The sequence below is a fragment of the Polaribacter sp. HA6-7 genome, from assembly GCF_055693625.1.
This window is the reverse complement of the sequence record NZ_CM146338.1, coordinates 497,486-518,925: the sequence shown is the minus strand read 5'-3', so window position 1 is coordinate 518,925 and position 21,440 is coordinate 497,486. Positions and strand designations below refer to the sequence as shown.

General features: G+C 30.4%; 20 protein-coding genes and 5 pseudogenes. 12 read left to right on the top strand and 13 right to left on the bottom strand.

Annotated elements, in window-relative coordinates; translation table 11 throughout:
- Positions 1 to 171 precede the first annotated feature (171 nt).
- A complete protein-coding gene (locus tag ACZ1HD_RS02895) occupies positions 172 to 558 on the bottom strand; it encodes an HIT family protein (RefSeq protein ID WP_079739004.1) in 387 nt (128 codons plus the stop codon).
- Positions 559 to 630: 72 nt separating this feature from the next.
- Positions 631 to 1,104: a transcription elongation factor GreA gene (gene greA, locus ACZ1HD_RS02890; RefSeq protein ID WP_154066957.1), complete on the bottom strand. Its 474-nt coding sequence runs from the start codon at positions 1,102 to 1,104 to the stop codon at positions 631 to 633.
- A 140-nt stretch (positions 1,105 to 1,244) separates the two neighbouring features.
- Between greA and ACZ1HD_RS02885 the strand changes: the two genes are divergently transcribed.
- From ACZ1HD_RS02885 to purE, 3 genes and pseudogenes are all read left to right on the top strand, one after another.
- Positions 1,245 to 1,631, top strand: a complete 387-nt coding sequence (locus tag ACZ1HD_RS02885; RefSeq protein ID WP_472688601.1) for a Rieske (2Fe-2S) protein — start codon at positions 1,245 to 1,247, stop codon at positions 1,629 to 1,631.
- 50 nt (positions 1,632 to 1,681) lie between these two features.
- Positions 1,682 to 2,843: pseudogene (locus ACZ1HD_RS02880) on the top strand (5-(carboxyamino)imidazole ribonucleotide synthase).
- A gap of 41 nt (positions 2,844 to 2,884) precedes the next feature.
- Positions 2,885 to 3,364: a 5-(carboxyamino)imidazole ribonucleotide mutase gene (gene purE, locus ACZ1HD_RS02875; RefSeq protein WP_472688600.1), complete on the top strand. Its 480-nt coding sequence runs from the start codon at positions 2,885 to 2,887 to the stop codon at positions 3,362 to 3,364.
- A gap of 15 nt (positions 3,365 to 3,379) precedes the next feature.
- Here purE and ACZ1HD_RS02870 read toward each other — a convergent pair whose 3' ends face one another.
- From ACZ1HD_RS02870 to ACZ1HD_RS02830, 9 genes are all read right to left on the bottom strand, one after another.
- Entirely contained in the window at positions 3,380 to 4,138 is a 759-nt protein-coding gene (locus ACZ1HD_RS02870; RefSeq protein ID WP_472688599.1) for a T9SS type A sorting domain-containing protein, read from the bottom strand.
- A 23-nt stretch (positions 4,139 to 4,161) separates the two neighbouring features.
- Complete coding sequence (locus tag ACZ1HD_RS02865) at positions 4,162 to 4,419, bottom strand: hypothetical protein (RefSeq protein WP_472688598.1); 258 nt, start codon at positions 4,417 to 4,419, stop codon at positions 4,162 to 4,164.
- Positions 4,395 to 4,949: a hypothetical protein gene (locus ACZ1HD_RS02860; RefSeq protein ID WP_472688597.1), complete on the bottom strand. Its 555-nt coding sequence runs from the start codon at positions 4,947 to 4,949 to the stop codon at positions 4,395 to 4,397. The genes ACZ1HD_RS02865 and ACZ1HD_RS02860 overlap by 25 nt, the downstream gene beginning before the upstream one ends.
- 298 nt (positions 4,950 to 5,247) lie before the next feature.
- Positions 5,248 to 5,442, bottom strand: a complete 195-nt coding sequence (locus ACZ1HD_RS02855) for an immunoglobulin domain-containing family protein (protein WP_472689259.1) — start codon at positions 5,440 to 5,442, stop codon at positions 5,248 to 5,250.
- Positions 5,443 to 5,483: 41 nt separating this feature from the next.
- Positions 5,484 to 5,819 (bottom strand): hypothetical protein, encoded by a 336-nt coding sequence (locus ACZ1HD_RS02850; RefSeq protein ID WP_472688596.1) that lies wholly within the window; start codon positions 5,817 to 5,819, stop codon positions 5,484 to 5,486.
- Positions 5,820 to 5,908: 89 nt separating this feature from the next.
- Positions 5,909 to 6,028, bottom strand: a complete 120-nt coding sequence (locus ACZ1HD_RS02845; RefSeq protein WP_472689258.1) for a T9SS type A sorting domain-containing protein — start codon at positions 6,026 to 6,028, stop codon at positions 5,909 to 5,911.
- Entirely contained in the window at positions 6,025 to 6,543 is a 519-nt protein-coding gene (locus ACZ1HD_RS02840) for a hypothetical protein (protein ID WP_472688595.1), read from the bottom strand. Before ACZ1HD_RS02840 ends, ACZ1HD_RS02845 begins: the two co-directional genes overlap by 4 nt.
- Positions 6,537 to 7,511 carry a hypothetical protein gene (locus ACZ1HD_RS02835; RefSeq protein ID WP_472688594.1) on the bottom strand — a complete coding sequence of 325 codons (975 nt, stop codon included), beginning with the start codon at positions 7,509 to 7,511 and terminating at the stop codon, positions 6,537 to 6,539. Before ACZ1HD_RS02835 ends, ACZ1HD_RS02840 begins: the two co-directional genes overlap by 7 nt.
- Entirely contained in the window at positions 7,412 to 8,395 is a 984-nt protein-coding gene (locus tag ACZ1HD_RS02830; protein ID WP_472688593.1) for a LamG-like jellyroll fold domain-containing protein, read from the bottom strand. The genes ACZ1HD_RS02835 and ACZ1HD_RS02830 overlap by 100 nt, the downstream gene beginning before the upstream one ends.
- A 168-nt stretch (positions 8,396 to 8,563) precedes the next feature.
- Between ACZ1HD_RS02830 and ACZ1HD_RS02825 the strand changes: the two are divergent.
- From ACZ1HD_RS02825 to ACZ1HD_RS02815, 3 genes and pseudogenes are all read left to right on the top strand, one after another.
- Positions 8,564 to 10,585: pseudogene (locus tag ACZ1HD_RS02825) on the top strand (M3 family metallopeptidase).
- A 58-nt stretch (positions 10,586 to 10,643) separates the two neighbouring features.
- Positions 10,644 to 11,423, top strand: coding sequence for a carboxypeptidase-like regulatory domain-containing protein (locus ACZ1HD_RS02820; RefSeq protein ID WP_472688592.1), 780 nt, complete (start codon positions 10,644 to 10,646; stop codon positions 11,421 to 11,423).
- Positions 11,417 to 11,848, top strand: a complete 432-nt coding sequence (locus tag ACZ1HD_RS02815; RefSeq protein WP_472688591.1) for a hypothetical protein — start codon at positions 11,417 to 11,419, stop codon at positions 11,846 to 11,848. The genes ACZ1HD_RS02820 and ACZ1HD_RS02815 overlap by 7 nt, the downstream gene beginning before the upstream one ends.
- 3 nt (positions 11,849 to 11,851) lie before the next feature.
- On the opposite strand, the gene ACZ1HD_RS02810 is transcribed toward ACZ1HD_RS02815, so the two are convergent.
- Together ACZ1HD_RS02810 and ACZ1HD_RS02805 are read right to left on the bottom strand one after the other, a co-directional pair.
- Positions 11,852 to 13,093, bottom strand: coding sequence for a glycosyltransferase (locus ACZ1HD_RS02810; protein WP_472688590.1), 1,242 nt, complete (start codon positions 13,091 to 13,093; stop codon positions 11,852 to 11,854).
- A complete protein-coding gene (locus ACZ1HD_RS02805; protein ID WP_472688589.1) occupies positions 13,094 to 13,480 on the bottom strand; it encodes a heme-binding domain-containing protein in 387 nt (128 codons plus the stop codon).
- A gap of 221 nt (positions 13,481 to 13,701) precedes the next feature.
- Between ACZ1HD_RS02805 and lpdA the strand changes: the two are divergent.
- From lpdA to ACZ1HD_RS02775, 6 genes and pseudogenes are all read left to right on the top strand, one after another.
- A pseudogene (gene lpdA, locus ACZ1HD_RS02800) lies at positions 13,702 to 15,101 on the top strand (dihydrolipoyl dehydrogenase).
- Positions 15,102 to 15,190: 89 nt separating this feature from the next.
- A complete protein-coding gene (locus tag ACZ1HD_RS02795; protein ID WP_472688588.1) occupies positions 15,191 to 16,402 on the top strand; it encodes an acyloxyacyl hydrolase in 1,212 nt (403 codons plus the stop codon).
- 72 nt (positions 16,403 to 16,474) lie between these two features.
- A pseudogene (locus ACZ1HD_RS02790) lies at positions 16,475 to 17,778 on the top strand (anthranilate synthase component I family protein).
- 19 nt (positions 17,779 to 17,797) lie between these two features.
- Positions 17,798 to 18,034 (top strand): hypothetical protein, encoded by a 237-nt coding sequence (locus ACZ1HD_RS02785; RefSeq protein WP_079738128.1) that lies wholly within the window; start codon positions 17,798 to 17,800, stop codon positions 18,032 to 18,034.
- A gap of 84 nt (positions 18,035 to 18,118) precedes the next feature.
- Entirely contained in the window at positions 18,119 to 19,375 is a 1,257-nt protein-coding gene (gene tilS, locus ACZ1HD_RS02780; protein WP_472689257.1) for a tRNA lysidine(34) synthetase TilS, read from the top strand.
- A gap of 92 nt (positions 19,376 to 19,467) precedes the next feature.
- Positions 19,468 to 21,438, top strand: a pseudogene (locus ACZ1HD_RS02775) (protein-disulfide reductase DsbD family protein).
- Positions 21,439 to 21,440 lie beyond the last annotated feature (2 nt).

The following is a 21,440-nucleotide window of genomic DNA, read 5'->3' as shown; positions in this document are numbered from 1 at the left end:
TTTTGATGATACATAACCAAAAATAAACCCGAGATAACATCAAAAAAATAAATTTTACAAATATTCTATTTAAAGTAATCTTTTCACCATCAATTAAAGGCCAAATAAAAGCCATACACAAGAACATCCAAACTCCCCAGCCTAAACCGATTTTCTGCCATTGTTTCATATCTAAAAGTTCTTAGCAATACTTGCTGCCAAAGAATTAAACTCTTCGTTAGACAATTTTACTTTTTTAGAAAACTGAATATCTGCCATTTCATTTAAAGGAATTAAATGAACATGTACATGTGGTACTTCTAAACCAATTACACTCATACCAACTCTTAAACAAGGCACTGCTTTTTCTATTGCTTTAGCCACTTCGTACGAAAAACTCATTAGTGCATTGTACTCTTCTTTAGATAAATCAAAAACCTTATCAACTTCTTTTTTTGGCACAACCAACGTATGACCTTTCGCATTTGGGTTTATATCTAAAAAGGCTATAAAATCATCATTTTCTGCAACCTTATAACTTGGTATTTCTCCTGTAATTATCTTTGTAAAAACGCTCATAATAAATCGATTTTTAGTAAAAATAAAAAACGCTTTTCAATGAAAAGCGTTTTAAATAACATTTTATATAAATTATCTCGAAATTTCTACAATTTCGAATTTCATCATACCATTTGGCACCTTAATCTCTGCAATTTCTCCAACTTTTTTACCTAATAAACCTTTACCTATTGGCGAGTTTACAGAAAGTTTTCCGTTTCTAACATCTGTTTCTGAGTCTGCAACCAATCTGTATTTAAACTCCATTCCGTTAGCTGTGTTTTTAATTACAACGTTAGAATGTATTAAAACTTTAGAGGTATCTAATTGACTTTCATCTAAAATACGTGCACCAGAAATTACGTTTTTTAATTTCGCAATTTTAAATTCTAAATGAGATTGTTCTTCTTTTGCAGCATGATACTCTGCATTTTCACTTAAATCTCCTTTATCCCTTGCATCTGCAATTTCTTGCGTTACTCTTGGTCGCTCTACTTGTTCTAAATGAACTAGTTCTTCTTTTAGTTTTTTTAATCCTTCTTCAGAATAATATGAAATTTCACTCATGTTGTTATAATTTAAAAATCTCATTGCCTTTACAGGAATGAGATTGTATTACAAATGTACAAAATATTTGTAACTTGCATTCGTTATTAAGAAAACAAAGATAATTTTATGTTTAAAAAAGTGCTTTTTTTATAAGTTTAGTGTTGTTTTTTGCCTGTGCAGAAAACAATTTACCAGCTAACTGTTTAAGACAATTTCCTGTTAGTTTAAGCACAGATTTAAACAATCCGCAACTAATAAATGTACAAACACCAGGTGGTTTTGCAAATCTTACAGGTGGCGCTAAAGGTATCTTTCTTTTTAATATAAATGGCTCAGAATTTGTTGCTTTTGATAAACTATGCCCTCAAAACGATTGCAACTCTCCTATGACGTTCGAAAAAGGAACTGTTTTAAAATGCTCTTGTGATGAAAGTGAATACAGTGTTCACTTTGGTGGTGCACCACAAACAGATGATTTTGAGTGTCCGGCAAGACAATATAAAGTTACAAAATCCGGTTCTTCAATTAGAATCAGTAATTTTTAGTGAAAATGATTTGAGTTGTGTATTTTTGCTGAAACACAACAACTTCAACAGTGAAAAATTATTATTCTTCAGATTTTAAATTGGGCGTTCTTGGTGGTGGCCAATTAGGACGAATGCTTTTAGCAGAAACCCAAAAATTAGATATTTACACTTCTATTTTAGATAGTAATACAAATGCACCTTGTGCACAAATTTGCAACAATTTTGTTATTGGAGATTTGTTAGATTTTGATGCCGTTTATAATTTTGGTAAAACCGTAGATTTACTTACTATAGAAATAGAAAATGTAAACTTAGATGCTTTAGACAAATTAGAAAGTGAAGGTCTAGAAATTTACCCAAAACCGAAAGATTTAAGAATTATCCGAGCAAAGCAAGACAAAAAAACTTTTACTTAGATCATCAAATACCTACTGCAGAATTTTCTCATTATGCTTATCTAGAAGAATTAAAGCATTCTTTCGAAAATAATATTATAGATTTTCCTTTTGTTTGGAAAGCCGCAAGATTTGGGTACGATGGAAATGGTGTAAAAATTGTTCGAAACATTAACGATCTAGAAAGCTTACCTAATGTAGAATGTATTACAGAAAAATTAATTCCGTTTAAAAACGAATTGGCTGTAATTGTTGCTAGAAATAAAGATGGTAAAGTAACTACCTATCCTGTTGTTGAAATGGAATTTCATCCGGAAGCAAACCAAGTAGAATATGTAATTTGTCCTGCAAGAATAGAGAGTAAAGTAGCAGAAAAAGCAAGAGAAATTGCTTTAAAAGTTGTTAGCGATTTAGATTTTGTTGGTTTATTAGCAGTAGAAATGTTTCAAACGGTAGACGATAAAATATTGGTAAATGAAGTTGCACCAAGACCTCATAATTCGGACATTATTCTATAGAAGCTAGTTATACCAATCAATTTGAGCAACATCTACGCTCTATTTTAAATCTTCCTTTAGGCAATACAGAAAGTAAAGTTGCCGGTATTATGGTAAATTTAGTTGGTGAAGAAGGTTTTGCTGGAGACGTAATTTATGAAAATATTGAAGAAATTTTAAAAATAGACGGAGTAACGCCACACCTTTATGGAAAAAAAGAAACGCGTCCGTTTAGAAAAATGGGGCATGTTACAATTGTAAATGCTGATATAGATACTGCAAGAAAAGTTGCCCAAGAAGTAAAAGAAAAAATAAGAGTAATTAGTAAGAATAATTAACAATTTAAAGTTATTTCTGATAACTGAAAACATATAAAAATATGGTAGGAATAATAATGGGAAGTGATTCTGATCTTCCAATAATGCAAGAAGCAATAGACATTTTAGAGAGTTTTGATATTCAAATAGAAGTTGATATTGTGTCTGCACATAGAACTCGAGAAAAATTAGTAGATTATTCTAAAAATGCACACAAAAGAGGCCTAAAAGTAATTATTGCAGGTGCTGGTGGTGCTGCACATTTACCAGGAATGGTAGCTTCTATGAGTCCGTTACCAATTATTGGCGTACCTGTAAAAAGCAGAAACTCTATAGATGGTTGGGATTCTGTTTTGTCTATTTTACAAATGCCAGGTGGCGTGCCTGTAGCAACAGTTGCTTTAGATGGCGCAAAAAATGCTGGTATTTTGGCAGCTCAAATTATTGGTGCTTCAGATACTTTTGTTTTAGATAAAATTATTGCTTATAAAGAAGGTTTAAAACTAAAAGTAGAAAAGGCTTCTGAAAATGTTAGAAAATAAAAAAAATACTGATTGCTAGTTTGCAATCAGTATTTTTTTTGTGAAATTTCTATTATCAATTAATGTTGTATTTACAATATAAGTACCTGTCTTTAAGTTAGAAATATTTTTAGCATCTGTACCTAAAAACGTTTTTACTTTTCTACCTTGAATAGTGTATAAGGTTACATCTTTAATATTGTCAACATCAAAATCATATTCTACAATTAACTCTTTTGCTCCGTCTACATAAACTGCAAAATCTTCTGAGTCTACTTCTTCCACTAAAATAGCTTCTTTACCAGTTTTCTTTGTAGCTCTTCTTTTATCTTTGGTATAGATAATTTTAAATCTTGTGTTATTTTCACCAACAGTATCAATTGTAAAGGTGTAATCTCTTTGTCTTAGATCTACAGTTTTCTTAGCTTCTGTATCTCTTAAATAAATGTAGTAATCTTCATCTATTTTCTCATCTTGAATTCCGATAGAATATTCACCTAATTCATCAACAACAAAACCTAACTTCACCACTTTTTTATCTCTTTTTAAAATTGGCAAACCTTGTATAGATGCTTTTGCACCTCCTCTAACATGAGAATAAAAACCCATAGATTTTTGACTAATATCAAAAGGTGCGTCATAAAGCCTATCATATCTATTGGTTGCTCCTTTAAGAAAACCAACTAATAAAGTATTTGTTTTATTGCCTTTGTTAAAAGTAAACCAAGATCTTCCTTCTCTCTTTTCTGTGACCTTAGCTTTATCAGACTTATAAAACTGTGTATTATTTGCCACAATTTGATGCGTAGTTTTAAAAGTTAACGTACTATTAGTTGAAGTTCTAACAAAGAAACCTTGCCCGAACCAATCTTACCTGTCGTAGTATTACTTAAACCACCAGTTGCATTATACTGCAGGTAATCAGAAACATTATTATCGCCAACTTCTGCAGTATTTTGATTCCATAAATAAATGGTTCCATCAATATCTGCATTGTCTGTATCTGCGCTTACCAAATCCCAATCTATTGCAGAAAAATAAGGATTACCAACTAGATTATCTCCGAAGTAGACCAAACATTATCTGGATCTGTACTTGCTAAATTGCTAGAGTTAAAAACATTTACAACTACATCACCCTCATTTAACTTTCCTGTAAAAGTTCTTAATTGACCGCCTACACCTTCGTTCTGAATTGCATAACCAACACCTGGATTAAAATCTGCAGTATCATGAAAAGCCCAATCTGAATTTGTACTACTTGCATCAAACCTGTAAATTAACTCTGCATCAGGAAATACAGTGGCAATGTTAGAGTCTGCAGCAATTACAGGAGAACTCCAATAAGAATAAAAATCGTTTCCTGAATAATTTGGTGTTGCTCTTTTAATATTAAAATCTCCAGAACCTGCAATTGTTGCATTACAAGAGTTAAAAATTAAAGCGCCGCCGTCTTCGACTGTAATTGTACCATTATTAGTTAAACCATAAAAGATATTTAAAGTTCCGCCACTTTTTACAACAACCTCTGCTCCTGCTTCTATTGTTAATCTTCCAATTTTAACTTCTGATGTTATTTCTGGATTATTTGAACCATTTTGAATCACCACCGTTTGCGTCTTAGAAACCTCTGGTGATGTTGCAGCCCAATTTGTATCGTTAGAAAAATCTGAAGAAGTACCACCATTCCATGTATAACTTGTATTGCTTCCGTTTGCAGTTGTTGTTGCTGCAATAGAAGAAGCACCATTTGCCTCGTAATTAACTTGATCGCCATCTTGGTAAGCAACTAAACTTGTACCGGCTGTTAGATATGTAGATTTATTAGTATCTATTTCTGTTTCTGTTCTTGCAACGTTCCAGATTCTTAATAAAGATATATTTCCATCAAAGTTATTGTCAACATTATTTTGACCGAGAGAAAGCTCCGTTATAAGTAGAACCGCTTGAAAAACTTGTTGGATACCTAACTGAACCTCCGTTTCTACCTATAGAAATATTACCTGAGTGTGTACTTACCTGCAAACCATCTTGTTGATCTTTTTCTACACCATCTAAATACCATCTAAAAGTTACATCTGGTGAAGCTGTATCTTCTATTGTTAGCGCTACGTGCGTCCATTTATCAACAGAAATTTCACCTAATTCAGATCTAAAAAATCTTCTTCGGCTGCTGTATCTGCATTATTTCTATATCCACCTAAATAAATTCTTCCTGCTTCTATATAAAATAAAATAACGTTTACCTGTGCTCCTTCTTCATACAAAACCTGCCTTGTAGTAATATCCGAAGGTTTAAACCAAAACTCTACAGTTCTGTTTTTGGTATTCTGTAAATTTATGGCATCTGTATTTGGTATTGTAATATAATCATTGGTTCCGTTAGCTTCAAAACCAGCTGAACATGGAATTTGAGCTTGTAAAGAACTGTAAGCAATTATAAAAACATATAAAATATAAATTGTAATTTTCTTCATAATTCTTTTTTTAAAAAATGTGTTATAACACTATTGTTATGTCGTTTAGACTTGTAAAAGCTTACAAAAACGACTAAGAAATTAATATCTTAATAAATAAGAATTTTCTTTCTAAACTCTTGCTTATCGCTAAAAGTTACTTTAACAAAATATACGCCTGAACTGTAGTTAGAAACGCTTTTTAAATCTTCACTTTTAAAAACACTTATAAGTCTACCTTGTAAGTTATAAACTTGAATATTTTTGATTTCTTCTTGCGTATTTTTTTGATAATCAACTCTCTATTTGAGTTGACATATAGATTTAAAGTATCATCAATATTTTCTACTACCTCTGTACTTAAAGTTGTTTCTTCTTTACTAGCTTTCGAATACTTTATCTCGAATCTCTCATTATTTTCTCCTAAGGTTTCTATAGAGAAATTATAATCACCTTCTTCTAGATTGAATAATAAATCTAGTTCTTTATCAAATAAATAAACAGTGTAATCATCGTTTATAGTTTCTTCTTGAATTCCGATTGAATACTCACCTACTTTATCTACAATAAAACCTAAGGGTACAATTTCTTCATCGTTCTGTAAAACAGGCAAACCTTGTATAGATGCTTTTATAGAATTATTTATCAACGAATAGAAACCTAAAGATTTTTGATTTGTATCAAAACCAGCGTCGTAAATTCTGTCTACACCTTCTGTTGCTCCTTCTAAGAAACCTATTAACAAAGTATTGGTTTCATTTCCTCTTGTAAATTTAATCCAAGATCTATCTTTTTCTCTTCGAGAGTTTTTTTCTGATTAGACTTATAAAATTGTGTATTGCTAGACGCAATTTGATGTGTTGTTTTAAATTTTATCGAACTATTTGATATAGCTCTTACAAAAAAACCTTGGCCAGTACCAATATTTCCTGTAGCAGTATTTGTAACACCACCTGTTAAATTATATTGCAGATAATCTGAAACATTGTTTTCACCTACTTCTGCAGTTGCTTGGTTCCATAAATATATGGTTCCTAGAATTTCTGTATTATCTGGATCTGTAATTACTAAATCCCAATCTATTGCTGCTGGGTACGGATTACCAACTAAATTATCTCCATTTGCAGACCAAGTATCGCCATCATTATCAGAACCTGATAAATTTGATGTATTGTAAACATTTACCGAAATATCTCCTGAATTAACAACACCTGTAAAAGTTCTTAACTGACCACCTATACCTTCATTTTGAACAGCATACCCCATTCCTTTCTCGAAATTTGAAGTACCATGAAATACCCAATCTGAATTTGATGAACTAGCTTCGAATGCATATATAAGTTCTGCATCAGGAAAAACTGTTGCAATATTTGAATCTGCACTAACAACTGGCGAACTCCAATAAGAATAGAAATCGTTACCATTATATGTAGGTGTATTTCTTTCAACAATATAATCTCCTGTACCGCCTAAAACTTTCTTTTCTCTTAACACTAAACTGCCACTTTCTTTAACATCAATAGTACCATTGTTAACAATATCATAACTAACCTCTAAAGTACCACCACTTAGAACAGTAATACTTGCACTTGCATTAACTTGCAGGTCTCCGGCTACAATATGAGTTCCGAAGTTATTATTGGATAATTTGTTGAAGCTTGAATTTCTACAGCCTCTTTTGTTAATATGTCCGGCACAGCACCACCTACCCAATTAGAACCCGCATTCCAATCTGTAGATGCAGCAGTTGCACTCCAAATAATTGTTGCTACAGGAGAAACTGTTGCTTCATTAGTACTTACATTATCATTTGCTAAATATGTAAATGTATCTCCATCTAAAATTGCCACTAAATCATCTGTACCAACTGTAGTAATTATATCTGATTTGTAATCGTCTATTTCTTGTGGAGTTCTCACTCGATTCCAAAGTCTAAATCCCCATAAATATCCTTCAAAATAATTAGTCCCTGAATTACTAGTTACAGTTGATGAACTATAGAAATAATCAGAATCTAATTGATTTGTCCACCCTGGCGCTGTTATACTTGGAAATCTTACACTAGCATCTTTATATCCTAATCTTACGGTATTGTGTGGTCCAAACTGATAACCTGAATTTTCACCAATTAAGGCACCGTCTAAATAAAATTTTAGCGCGGTATTTTGATTAGCACCCATAGGATTTGTGGTATTATTTGCCGCCTGAGCATCATCTAAAACAAGTGCCACATGATACCATGTATCGGCAGTAATTGCCTTTCTAAAATAGGTTCCTTCCCATCTTGGTGTGTAGTCTGCTCTATTATATCCTCCTACAACCAAATACCCACCTTCTATATAAATAATAACAGCTCTAGTACCAGCACCCTCTTTCATAATAAATTGTCCGGTAGTAACTTCTGCTGCTTTAAACCAAGTCTCGTAAGTTCTATTGTTTGTAGTTGTACTATTAATATTTGAAATATTTGTATTTGAAGCACCACCTACATTTATAAAATCATTTACACCATCAAAATAAAAACCATCATTATCTGTTTGAGAAAAACTGCAAATCGTTAGGGTTAAGAAGATTATATTTAATAAAAAATTTTTCATAGTAGTTTTGGGGGATTTTAGAACCTAATCAAAAATAAATACATTTTATAATAAAACCAATAAAACTTCGATAAACGGTTGTTAAAATAAGTTTAACAGATGTTTGTTTTAGATTACAGAATAAAAAATAAGTTTTTTTTATCTTTGAAAACTGATATACACACATTTATGAATCCACTTTTACAAGACTTTAATACAGCTCCTTTTTCAAAAATTTCAACTAAAGATTACAAACCTGCAATTCTAAAAGCAATAGAAATTGCAAAGCAAGAAATAAATGAAATTGTAAATAACTCAGAAACACCGAGTTTCGAAAACACAACTGTTGCATTAGATTTCTCTGGTGAAAAATTAAATAGAATTACAAGTATATTTTTCAACTTAAATTCTGCAGAAACTAATGATGAAATTCAGAAAATTGCACAAGAAATCTCTCCTTGGTTAAGCGAGTTTAGAAATGACATCACACTAAACGAAGAACTTTTTAATCGTGTAAAAGCTGTTTTTAATAATAGAGAAAATTTAAAATTATCGCCAGAGCAAGAAATGTTGTTAGAAAAACAATATAAAAGTTTTGCAAGAAATGGTGCTAATCTAAATGAAGAAAACAAGAAAGAACTTAGAGATATAGACGCTAAACTATCTAAGCTTTCGTTAAAATTTGGCGAAAATGTACTTGCAGAAACCAATGCTTTTGAAATGCATTTAACCAAACCAGAAGATGTAGCTGGCTTACCAGAAAGTGTTAAAGAAGCGGCTAAAGAAGTTGCCAAATCTAAAAACAAAGATGGTTACATTTTTACACTAGATTACCCAAGTTACATTCCGTTTTTAACTTATGCTGATAATAGAGATTTAAGAAAAAAATGGCAATTGCAGCGGGTAAAAAAGGTTTTCAAGAAAACGAATTCAATAACGAAAAAATTGTTTTAGAAATTGTTAATCTTCGTCATAAAAGAGCAAATTTACTAGGTTACAAAACGCATGCTCATTTTGTTTTAGAAGAAAGAATGGCAGAAACGCCTGAAAAAGTAATCGAATTTTCTAATAATTTATTAGAAAAAGCAAAACCTGCTGCGCTTAAGGAATTTGAAAACTTAGAAAAATACGCAAAAAAACTTGACAGAATAGATAAATTACAAAAATGGGATGGTGCTTATTATTCTGAAAAACTTAAGAAAGAATTATTCGATTTAGATCAAGAATTATTAAAACCATACTTTAAATTAGAAAACGTTATTAATGGTGTTTTCGAAATTGCAAATAGATTATTTGATTTAAATTTCGAAGAAATAAACTCTATCGATAAATATCATGAAGATGTTAAAACTTATAATGTAACAGATAACGAAGATAATTTTATTGCTGTTTTTTATGCTGATTTTCATCCTAGAAAAGGTAAAAGAAATGGGGCGTGGATGACTTCTTACAAGTCACAACAAATAAAAAACGGAATTAACGACAGACCACATGTTTCTATAGTGTGTAACTTTACAAAGCCCACAGAAACCAAACCTTCTTTACTTACTTTTAATGAGGTTACAACATTGTTTCATGAGTTTGGGCACGCTTTACATGGTATGTTAGCAAACACAACCTACAATAGTCTGTGCTGGAACTTCTGTTTCTTGGGATTTTGTAGAATTACCAAGTCAGGTTTTAGAAAACTGGTGTTACGAAAAAGAAGCTTTAGAATTGTTTGCAAGACACTACGAGACTGATGAAGTTATACCTATGAAATATGTAGAGAAAATTAAAGAATCTGCAAGTTTTCATGAAGGTATGCAAACCTTACGTCAATTAAGTTTCGGGCTTTTAGACATGAAATGGCACTCAGAAAATCCATCAGAAATAAATTCTGTAAAAGAGTTTGAAAACGACGCTTTTTCTAACACAAAATTATATCCGGATGTAAAAGAAAACGCAATGAGTACTGCTTTTTCACATATTTTTCAGGGTGGATATTCTTCCGGATACTACTCTTATAAATGGGCAGAAGTTTTAGATGCAGATGCATTTGAATATTTTTTAGAACAAGGAATTTTCAATAAAAAAGTTGCCACAAAGTTTAAAGACAATGTTCTTTCTAAAGGTGGTACAGAAAAACCAATGAAGCTATACAAACGTTTTAGAGGAAAAGAACCAAAACCAGATGCACTTTTAAAAAGAGCTGGTTTGCTTAAGTCTTAATATTAATTAAATGTTTTGTTATAAAAAGATTTTTTATACGTTATTTAAGTATGAGAAGTTGTCTTTGCATTATTGTGCTATTTTTTCGGTTCACGTTTCATCACAGATAATTATTAAAGGATCTGTACATGAAGAAAATGGGTCATTAGAAGGTGCTACAGTTTATTTAAACAATACAATGATTGGTACAACTACCAATTCTCATGGGGAATTTTCTATTAAAATGAAAGAAGGACAGTATGATTTAATTGTTTCTTATTTAGGTTATAAAAAAATAAACTATACTTTAAACACATCAAATTATACCAAACCTTTAGTTTTCAATTTAAAACAAGAAAACAATACTTTAGACGAAATAATTATACGAAAAACAGTTTATAATGATGAGTGGAAATACAATCTTTCTACCTTTAAAAAAGAATTTATTGGTAGAACAGAAATTGCGAAAGATTGCGAAATTTTAAACCCAAAAGTTTTACATTTTACCTATAACTCTAAAAAAAATATTCTTACCGCAGTTGCAAAAAAACCTCTAGAAATAAAGCATAAAAGCTTGGGGTATAAAATAATTTTCGAACTTGAAAAATTTGTAATAAATAACAAAACTGTTACGTATTTAGGCTATTCTAGATATCAAAATTTAAAAGGAAGCAATAGAAAGAAGCGTAAATGGCAGCAAAAACGTTTAGAAACTTACAACGGTTCATTTACTCATTTTTATCAATCTTTATTAAAAGGTACAACTTATTTAGATGGATTTTTAATACATCAATTTGAAAGGGTTTTAAACCCAGATAGACCAAGTGAAAGTGTTATAAAAAAGCTAGGGAAATGGTGAAATTGCACAGAAATAAAATCAACTTTTTAAAAAAGATTGAAATACCAAAAACACCTTTAGATTCGGCTTTGGTTACTTTAAAGAAAGCTAGATTACCCAAATTTAAAGATTATTTATACAAATCTAAAGTGCCAATTAAAGACATCTTAAAATTTAAAAACGGTGTTTCTTACCTTAATTTTAGGAACAATTTAAGCATTGTTTACACAAAAGAATTAGAAGAAGAAGGTTATATTTTAAGAGCTGCATTTAGCAAACCAAGAAAAGCATTACCGCAAACCTCTTCTATAATTCCTTTAAAACTGCCTACTATTATAGATAAAAACGGAACATTAATCAATCCGTTAAATGTTTTTTATGAAGGATATTGGTCTTACGAAAAGTTTGCAAATTCACTTCCTTTAGATTATGACCCTAAAATATAATTGCTAGTTACTATTCTTAGCTTCAATCCATTTACTCATATATTTTGTTGACTGTAAAGTTTGATGTTGCAACAAGCTTCCAAAGAAATTAGAAGCCCTATGTTTCTCTAAATTTTGTTGAATTTCTTGAATTTTACTTGACAAAACTACTCCATTTTTCTTTTTACTGTAAATAGAGTTAATAATATCAATTCCTTTTTGCTGAGAATTCTTCCAAGTTGACTCATCATTATAAAGTAGAACAGCTTTGTTTGCAAAATCAGTATAATCGTCTTCTATAAAACCATTCCACTCAAAATTATTTGCCATTCCTTCTGCACCAATACTTGTTGTTACACTTGGCGTACCGCAAAGCATCGCTTCTGTTAATTTGCCTTTTATACCTGCACCAAAATTTAAAGGAGCCAAAACTACTTTGGCATTTTTAACTACATTATTTGCATCCTTTGCAAATCCTTTAATTAAAAAACCTTCTTCTTTATTATTTAATTCTTGTATTTGTTGGGTAACATAGGCACCATAAATATGTAACTCTGCCTTAGGAAGTTGTTTTCTAACTTTTGCCCAAATTTCTTTTTTTAAAGTTAAAACTGCATCAACATTTGGTTTATGAAAAAAATTTCCGATAAATATAAAATGTTCTCTTTCTGTAAAATGCTGCCACTTTTCTGTTTGTAAGGCATCTATTTCTTCAAACATAAAAGGTAAATACAGAATCACATTAGAAGGTATTTTAAAGACATCTTTTAGCAATTCCATTTCATAAGTAGAAATAATTAAAGACAAATCGCATCTTAAAATAGATGCAATTTCTCTCTTTGTAATGTCTTGTTTTAAAAGTTCTGAAACTGAAAAAGGAAGCTCCTTTTTAACACAAAACTCTCCGGTTTTACGCAAACAATGCAAGTCTTCTGTATCTAAAATTGTAATTGCATTCGGACAATGTTCTGCAACACGCCAACCAAATTGTTCTTCGATCATAAATCGATCAAATAAAACTATATTGGGTTTAAGTTTCTTTACAAAAGCATCAAAAGAAATATTGTTAAGCTCGATAAAAACTTCTTCTACACCTAAAGATTTTAAATCTAATGCTTTTTCACTTTTTTGTGCCGCACATGCAAAAGTTATGTGATATTCTTTTTCTAAAAACTGGTCAATTAACTGCAACATTCTTTTGCCTGCAGCAGAAGAATTAGGTTCTACCCAAACAGCACCAATAATTAAAACAGTGTTATTTTGCAATTATTTAGAATTCATTTGAAGTTTATAATCGGCTTGTACCTTTTTACCCCAAGTAACAACAGCATTAATTTGCTCTTGCGTAAGATTTGCATCGGCATGCGTCCAAGTATAAGAATCTAATGGCATTTCTCCTTTTTCTACTTCTTCGTAAAGTTCGTCCATTTTATGTTCTTTCTTTTTTAAAGAATAAGAACTCCATTTAGAAAAGTTTAAATGCTTTTTACCGTCTTTAATATGATCGTCTAACCAATAATTTACAGGTGTAATGTTACTGTACCAAGGATAAACTGTTTTATCTGAATGGCAATCATAACAAGTTGTTTCTAATAATTTTTTAACATCTTCTGGCGGATTTGTTTCTGACACAAAAGCAGCTACAGAAGTCATTTCACCATCGTTTTTTCTGGACCAAAAAACTGAGCAATTACAAGCACAACTAATAGAAAAACTAATATTTTTTTTAGGGTTTTCATCTGTAAATTTTAAGAATATTTTATACTGTAAAACTACTAAATTATTACTTTATTTTATGAAAATATCCGTATTTTTGTCAATTATTATTAAAAAACAAAGCATTAGGTTGCAAAAAACACAAAATAAACTTACTTATGAAATATGATATTATTGTAATTGGTTCTGGTCCTGGAGGATATATAGCTGCAGTTAGAGCTTCTCAATTAGGCAAAAAAGTAGCAATTATAGAAAAATATTCAACTTTGGGTGGTACCTGTTTAAATGTTGGTTGTATACCTTCTAAAGCTTTATTAGATTCTTCTCATCATTATTACGATGCAGTTCATCATTTTGAAGAACACGGTATTTCTGTTGAAAAACCATCTTTCGATTTTGGTAAAATGGTAGATAGAAAAGCTAAAGTTGTAGAAACAACTACAGGCGGAATCAAATACCTTATGGATAAAAATGACATCGATGTTTTTGAAGGATTGGGTTCTTTTGTAGACAAAACTCATGTTAACATTGCTAAAAACGACGGTACATCAGAAGTGATAGAAGGTACCGATATTATTATTGCTACAGGTTCTAAACCTTCTACGTTACCATTTATTACGTTAGATAAAGAACGTGTAATTACATCTACAGAAGCTTTAAAATTAAACGAAGTACCTAAACATTTATTAGTAATTGGTGGTGGTGTTATTGGTTTAGAGTTAGGTTCTGTTTACAAGCGTTTAGGCGCAGATGTAACGGTTATAGAATATGCTCCAAAAATCACACCAACTATGGATGCTGATGTTTCTAAAGAATTACAAAAAGTTCTTAAAAAACAGGGTATTAAATTTGCTGTAAGTCATGGTGTAACTTCTGTAGAAAGAAACGGAGAAGAAGTTACTGTTAAGGCAAACAACAAAAAAGGAGAAGAAGTTACTTTTACCGGAGATTATTGTTTAGTTGCTGTTGGTAGAAAAGCATACACAGAAGGTTTAGGTTTAGAAAAAGTTGGTGTAGAAGTTAACGAACGCGGACAAGTTGCTGTAAATGATCATTTACAAACAAATGTACCTAATATTTACGCAATTGGAGATGTAGTTAAAGGTGCAATGTTAGCACATAAAGCAGAAGAAGAAGGTGTAGTTGTTGCAGAATTTTTAGCTGGTGAAAAACCACATATCGATTATAATTTAATTCCGGGTATTGTTTATACTTGGCCGAAGTTGCTGCTGTTGGTAAAACAGAACAAGAATTAAAAGATGCTAAAGTAGATTACAAGTCCGGTAAATTTTCTATGAGAGCTTTGGGTAGATCTAGAGCTAGTGGTGATATTGATGGTTTTGTTAAAGTTTTAGCAGATAAAAATACAGACGAAATTTTGGGTGTACACATGGTTGGTGCACGTGTTGCAGATTTAATTATGGAAGCTGCAGTAGCTATGGAATATAGAGCATCTGCAGAAGATTTAGCTAGAATTTGTCATGGTCATCCAACATATTCTGAAGCTGTTAAAGAAGCTGCAAAAGCTGCTTGGGACGGTAAACCGTTAAATGCATAAAACTGTATTTTTAATTACAGACATTCATAAAAAAAGCACCTAATATTTAGGTGCTTTTTTTATGTTTAAAAGTTTCCTATTTTTATAAAATGAAAAAGAAACTTTTTATGCTATTATTTTTCTTAGCAAGTTTATCCATTAACGCTCAAGAAAATACAGATTTCAAAACACAACCAAACTCCTTTTTATCAAAAGCATATTATAGTATTAATTTTGGCGGAATTTTTTATCCTTTTTCTAATAATAATTTAAAAGAGGGTTACCAAACAGACACGTTTGCTAAAAACATTTTTTTCGGACGATTGCTACTAGGTTATAAAATCTTACCCGATTTAGCGGTTCAATTTGGTACATTAAGACCTGCTTCTTGGTTTCAATACACAAACGTAAACAATGTTGGCTATCATAACAGCGTTTGGATAAATGCTTGGTCTTTGTCTTTAAAGAAAAATATAAACTTAAATGATAAATTATCTTTTTTTGCTGAGAGCGGAATTGCCAACGTAACCAGAGTAGGATTTTCTATAAATGATGAAGTTGTATACTCTGATGCGCATTATGCAAGCTTTCTTTATGGCTTTGGATTTAACTATAAATTGAACAAAAAATGGAAGTTGAATTTAAACGGAACATTCTTACCAAAATCAACAAAAGAAAATCAACCTTCTATATCTCAAGTAACTTTAGGTTTCGAATACCATATCAACAAATTATCCGAAGAAAAAGCTGATAAATTTCGCAAAAATGGTCATTTTTTTCCTAAAAACATGCTACAAGTTAGTTACGGAACAAGTAAAATTGGCTTTGGTGTCAATCGGTTTTTTGGTATGAGTTTAAAGGTTGGTAACTTCGAAAGTTTCGGCATACCAGTATTTTGGGTTGGCGAAGTTAAGGCAGCCAATTCTTTTTCAATTACCTACCAACAATTACTTTTTAGAACAGAAAAAATATTCTCTTTAGATTGGGGCGCAAGTATAACTGCGTTTAATACAGAAGCCACCAACGAGAAAGTGCTTGCTTTTTCAATTTTTCCGTCGATGCGTTTTTATCTTTTAAGAAGAAATAAGTTTGATATGTATGCAAATTACTCGCTTATCGGACCAACATTTTTAACAAAAGGAAATTTAGACAACCTTAATACCGGCCCAAAAATTACATATCAAGACACAATGGGACTTGGTTTTTTCTTCGGAAAAAAACGACAATACAATGCAGAATTTAGAATTATGCACTACTCTAACGGAAACATTTTTACAAATAACTCCTGGTGTTGCAGTGCCAATTCAGCTTACATTTGGTAAAACTTTTTAGCCAATAAATCTGCATAAAAATTTCTATTTCTAAACAATAAGAATTGTATTTTTGCATTAATTATGCAAAGAACTGTTCGTACTTTTTCTATTGAAAACATCGCTACTTTTAAACAAAATTTACTGTGTTGGTCTCAACAATTTGAAACAGCACTTTGGTTAGATTCTAATAACTATAACCAAACATATACTAGTTTTAATAGCGCTTTGGCTGTTGAAGAGTTTACATCTATAAAAACAGATTACACCAACGCATTTGATAAATTAAAAGAATATCATACTACAACAAAAGATTATATTTTTGGGTATATTTCTTATGATGTAAAAAATGATGTTGAGCATTTAAAGTCTGAAAATTTAGACAATTTAGGTTTTGCCGATTTGTATTTTTTTCAACCTCAAAAATTAGTTTTTATAAAAGAAAATTCCGTTGAATTTCATTATTTAAAAATGGTTGATGATGAAATTGAAGACGACTTTAAAACGATTAAAGATATTAATCCTTCAGTTTTTGAAAATTCTAAAAACGACATCAAAATAAAATTACGAATTCATAAAGATGAGTATCATCAAAAAGTATCAAAAGTTTTAGAACATATTAAAAGAGGTGATATTTATGAAGCTAATTTTTGTCAGGAATTTTATGCTGAAAACGCTACTATAAATCCGTTGCAAGTTTACAAGCATTTAAACGATATTTCTGAGCCACCATTTGCTGCTTATTTAAAGGTAGAAAATCAATATGCTTTGTGTTCATCACCGGAAAGATATATTAAAAAGGAAGGCAGTAAAATAATTTCGCAACCTATAAAAGGAACCGCAAAACGATTAATTAGCCAAATTGATGATGAGAAAATTGCACGAAATTTAATGAGAGATGAAAAAGAACGTGCAGAAAATGTAATGATTGTAGATTTGGTTAGAAACGATCTTTCTAAAACTGCAACTAAAGGCTCTGTAAAGGTTGAAGAATTATGTAAAGTGTATTCTTTTAAACAAGTGCATCAAATGATATCTACGGTAGTCTCTAATATAGATACAGATTTAATGCATCCGGTAGAAGTTTTACGAAGCACTTTTCCTATGGGAAGCATGACAGGCGCACCAAAAGTTTCTGCAATGCAAATTATAGAAGACTTAGAAGAAACCAAAAGAGGTTTATATTCGGGCGCAATTGGTTATTTTACGCCGAGAAAACGATTTCGATTTTAATGTTGTTATTAGAAGTATTCTATACAACGAAGAAAAAATACGTTTCATATTCTGTTGGTGGTGCAATTACTGCAAAATCTATTGTAGAAAACGAATATGAAGAATGCTTGCTTAAAGCAAAAGCAATGAAATACGTTTTACTAAACGCCCAGTAATACCAAAAATATACTTATTATGATATTTAACAAAGAAGAACTTTTTCAGAAAACTTTAGAGAGTTTATCAGAAACACCAACAGAACAAAATATGTTTAATAAGTTTTTAGAACTGTATCCTGCAGAATGGAAACAACTAAAAGTTACGTTTTCTAAATTTAACAGAAGTAAACAGTTTGGTAAAACAATTCCGTTACCAAAACCAGAGGTTTCTTTAAGAAAAGACATTAGAGTTTGGTTAAGAAAACAGCAATAAATTACGTATTTTTAAAATTGTTATGCGTCAAAAATTATCTAATCATATAAATAGTAAACTTCCTTTTTTAAAGGATAAAAAGCTATTGATTGCCATTTTCGAGGCATAGATTCTGTTGTATTAACCCATTTATTAGCAACATTAAATTTTAATATTTCTTTAGCGCATTGCAATTTTAAATTAAGAAATTTAGAAAGTGATTTAGATGAAGAATTTGTAAAAAACCTAGCCGAAAAATTACAAATTGATTGCCACAGCATTTCTTTTGAAACTGAAAAAATAGCACAACAAAATAAAGAATCTACACAAATTGCCGCGAGAAATCTTAGATATAATTGGTTTAAAGAATTAAGTAAAAAACACAATTTCGATTATGTGTTAACTGCCCATCATGCAGATGATAATTTAGAAACTTTTCTAATTAATTTAACGCGAGGCTCCGGTTTAGATGGGTTTACAGGAATTCGAGAAATAAATAATTCTATCGTTCGTCCTTTTTTACAGTTTTCTAGAGATGAAATTCTAAACTTTGCTACCTCTAATAATATTTCTTGGCGAGAAGATAAAAGCAACGCTTCTACAAAATATGTTCGTAATAAAATAAGGCATCAAGTTTTACCGGTTTTAAAGGAAATAAATCCGAATATATTAGCAACATTTTCTAAAACTGTAGCAAATTTACAAGAGAGTAAAGAAATTATTAAAGATAGAATTGAAATTGTTTCTAAAGATGTTATCAAATATTTAGATGATAAGAAGTCATTTAAAATTAATATTGGTAAAATTCAGCAATTAAAAAACCCAAAAGCTTATTTATATCAACTTTTAGAAAATTATAATTTTACTGAATTTAACGATGTTTACAACTTGCTAAAAGCGCAATCTGGTAAACAAGTTTTTTCTAAAACACATGTTTTATTAAAAGATAGAGAATTTTTAATTTTGTCTGAAAGAGATTTTTCGACCTCAGAACAAAAGACTTTTAAGATTAATGAAAAGGATGCTGAAATTTTAGAACCTATTCATTTAACTTTAGAGCATTTGGTAGAAAAATCAACAAAAAATAAAAATACAATTTACGTTTCTAAAAAGCATTTACAATTTCCTTTAGTTGTAAGAAAATGGCAAAATGGCGACTATTTTTATCCGGCAGGAATGCAAGGAAAAAAGAAACTGAGTAAGTATTTTAAAGACGAAAAAATGTCTTTATTAGAAAAAAACAACACTTGGCTTTTGTGTAATGGTTCCGATGAAATTATTTGGATAATTGGAAAAAGGCAAGACAACAGATTTTTAACATTTTCTAACGATGCTTCTCTTATAAAAATTAGCCTTTTATAAAAGGTTTACGTATTTTTAAAAAATTAAATATCAATATCTATTATTGATACAAACCCATTTAATCATCTCTAAAATAGGAGATTTACCGAAAAATGAAAAAACTATTTTTACTGCTTACATTATGTTTTACTGTTTTTGCAAATTCACAAACAGAAGACAATCCTTTAGTTTGGCAAACATCAATACAGAAAATTTCTGATACAGAATACGATGCTGTTTTTACTGCAAAAATCTTAAAAGATTGGCATTTATATTCGCAATACAATCCGAGAAGATGCATCACAAGCTTTAGAAATTGTAATTCCTGAAGGTAAAAAAGGATATAAATTAGTTGGCAAAGCGAAAGAAAGTGAAACGGCTAAAGAATATTCTGAAGTTTGGGAAAAAGAAGAAATTTTCTTTAAGAATAAAGCTACCATTACACAACGTATTTTAGTAGAAGATACAAATATTGATAATATAACTTTAGAAATTTACGGGCAAGTTTGTAAACAAGCATGTATTCAAATAGAAGATTCTTTCTCATTTTCTTTAAATGGTAAAACTCTAGAAAAAGAGGAAATTATTTTAGATGAAAAAAGCAGAAAATTAACCGAAAAGTTAAAATTAAATTTAAAAAACACAGAACTACTTAAAACAGATACTACATTAGATAATAACGATGGTAGCTCTTTAATGAATATATTTCTTTTAGGTTTTATTGGTGGTTTATTAGCACTTTTAACACCTTGTGTTTTCCCTATGATACCTTTAACAGTATCATTTTTTACAAAACAATCTCAAAGTAAAAGTAAAGGTATTTTTAACGCAATTTTATACGGATTGTTTATCGTGATAATTTACATGCTTTTAAGTGTGCCTTTTCACTTAATTGATGGCTTAGACCCAAGTATTTTAAATACAATTTCAACCAATATTTGGTTAAACATCTTCTTTTTTATCATTTTGGTATTTTTCTCTTTATCTTTTTTTGGTTTTTATGAAATAACGTTACCAAGCTCTTGGGGAAATAAAATGGATGATGCATCCAACATTGGTGGTTTTATTGGCATTTTCTTTATGGCATTAACTTTAGCTATTGTTTCATTTTCTTGTACTGGTCCAATTTTAGGTTCTTTGTTAGCAGGTTCTTTAGGTACAGTTGGCAATCCTGCTTTTCAGCTTTCTGCTGGTATGACTGGTTTCGGACTCGCCTTGGCTTTACCTTTTGCTTTATTTGCATTGTTTCCTAACTTGTTAAACGCCTTGCCTAAATCGGCGGTTGGTTAAATACAACCAAAGTTATTCTTGGTTTTTTAGAATTGGCTTTTGCTTTTAAATTTTTATCAAATTCTGATTTAGTTGGTCATTGGGAAATTTTAAAACGTGAAATTTTTATAGGAATTTGGATTGCTATTTTTATTGGTTTAGCACTTTATTTATTCGGTAAAATTAAATTCCCACACGATTCTCCTCTTAAGAAATTGTCTTTTTTTAGAATTTCTTTTGGAGTCTTAGTTTTTGCTTTTGTGATCTATTTAATTCCGGGAACATTTAAAAATCCTACTTGGAATTTAAGCGCTTTAAGTGGTTTTCCTCCACCTCAATTTTACAGTATTTATCAGCAAGAATCAGATTGTCCTTTAGGTTTAGATTGTTATAAAGATTTTGACGAAGGTTTAAAGGCTGCACAAGAAACTAACAAACCTATTTTATTAGATTTTACAGGTTGGGCATGTGTAAATTGCCGTAAAATGGAAGAAAACGTATGGAGCGATCCATCAATTTATAATATTTTAAAAGAAGATTATATTCTAATTTCGTTGTATGTAGATGACAATGAAAAGAAGTTGCCAGAAGCAGATCAATTCAGTTTTAAAAAAGCAAACGGTAAAATAAAAAAGATTAAAACTTACGGTGATAAATGGTCTACATTTCAGGTTGTAAATTTTAAAAACGCATCGCAACCTTATTATATTTTGATGAATGCCAATTTAGAAATTTTAAACTCACCACAGCAATATACAGACATAGAAACGTATAAAAATTGGTTAGAAAAAGGAATTTATAATTTCAAAAATTAGAA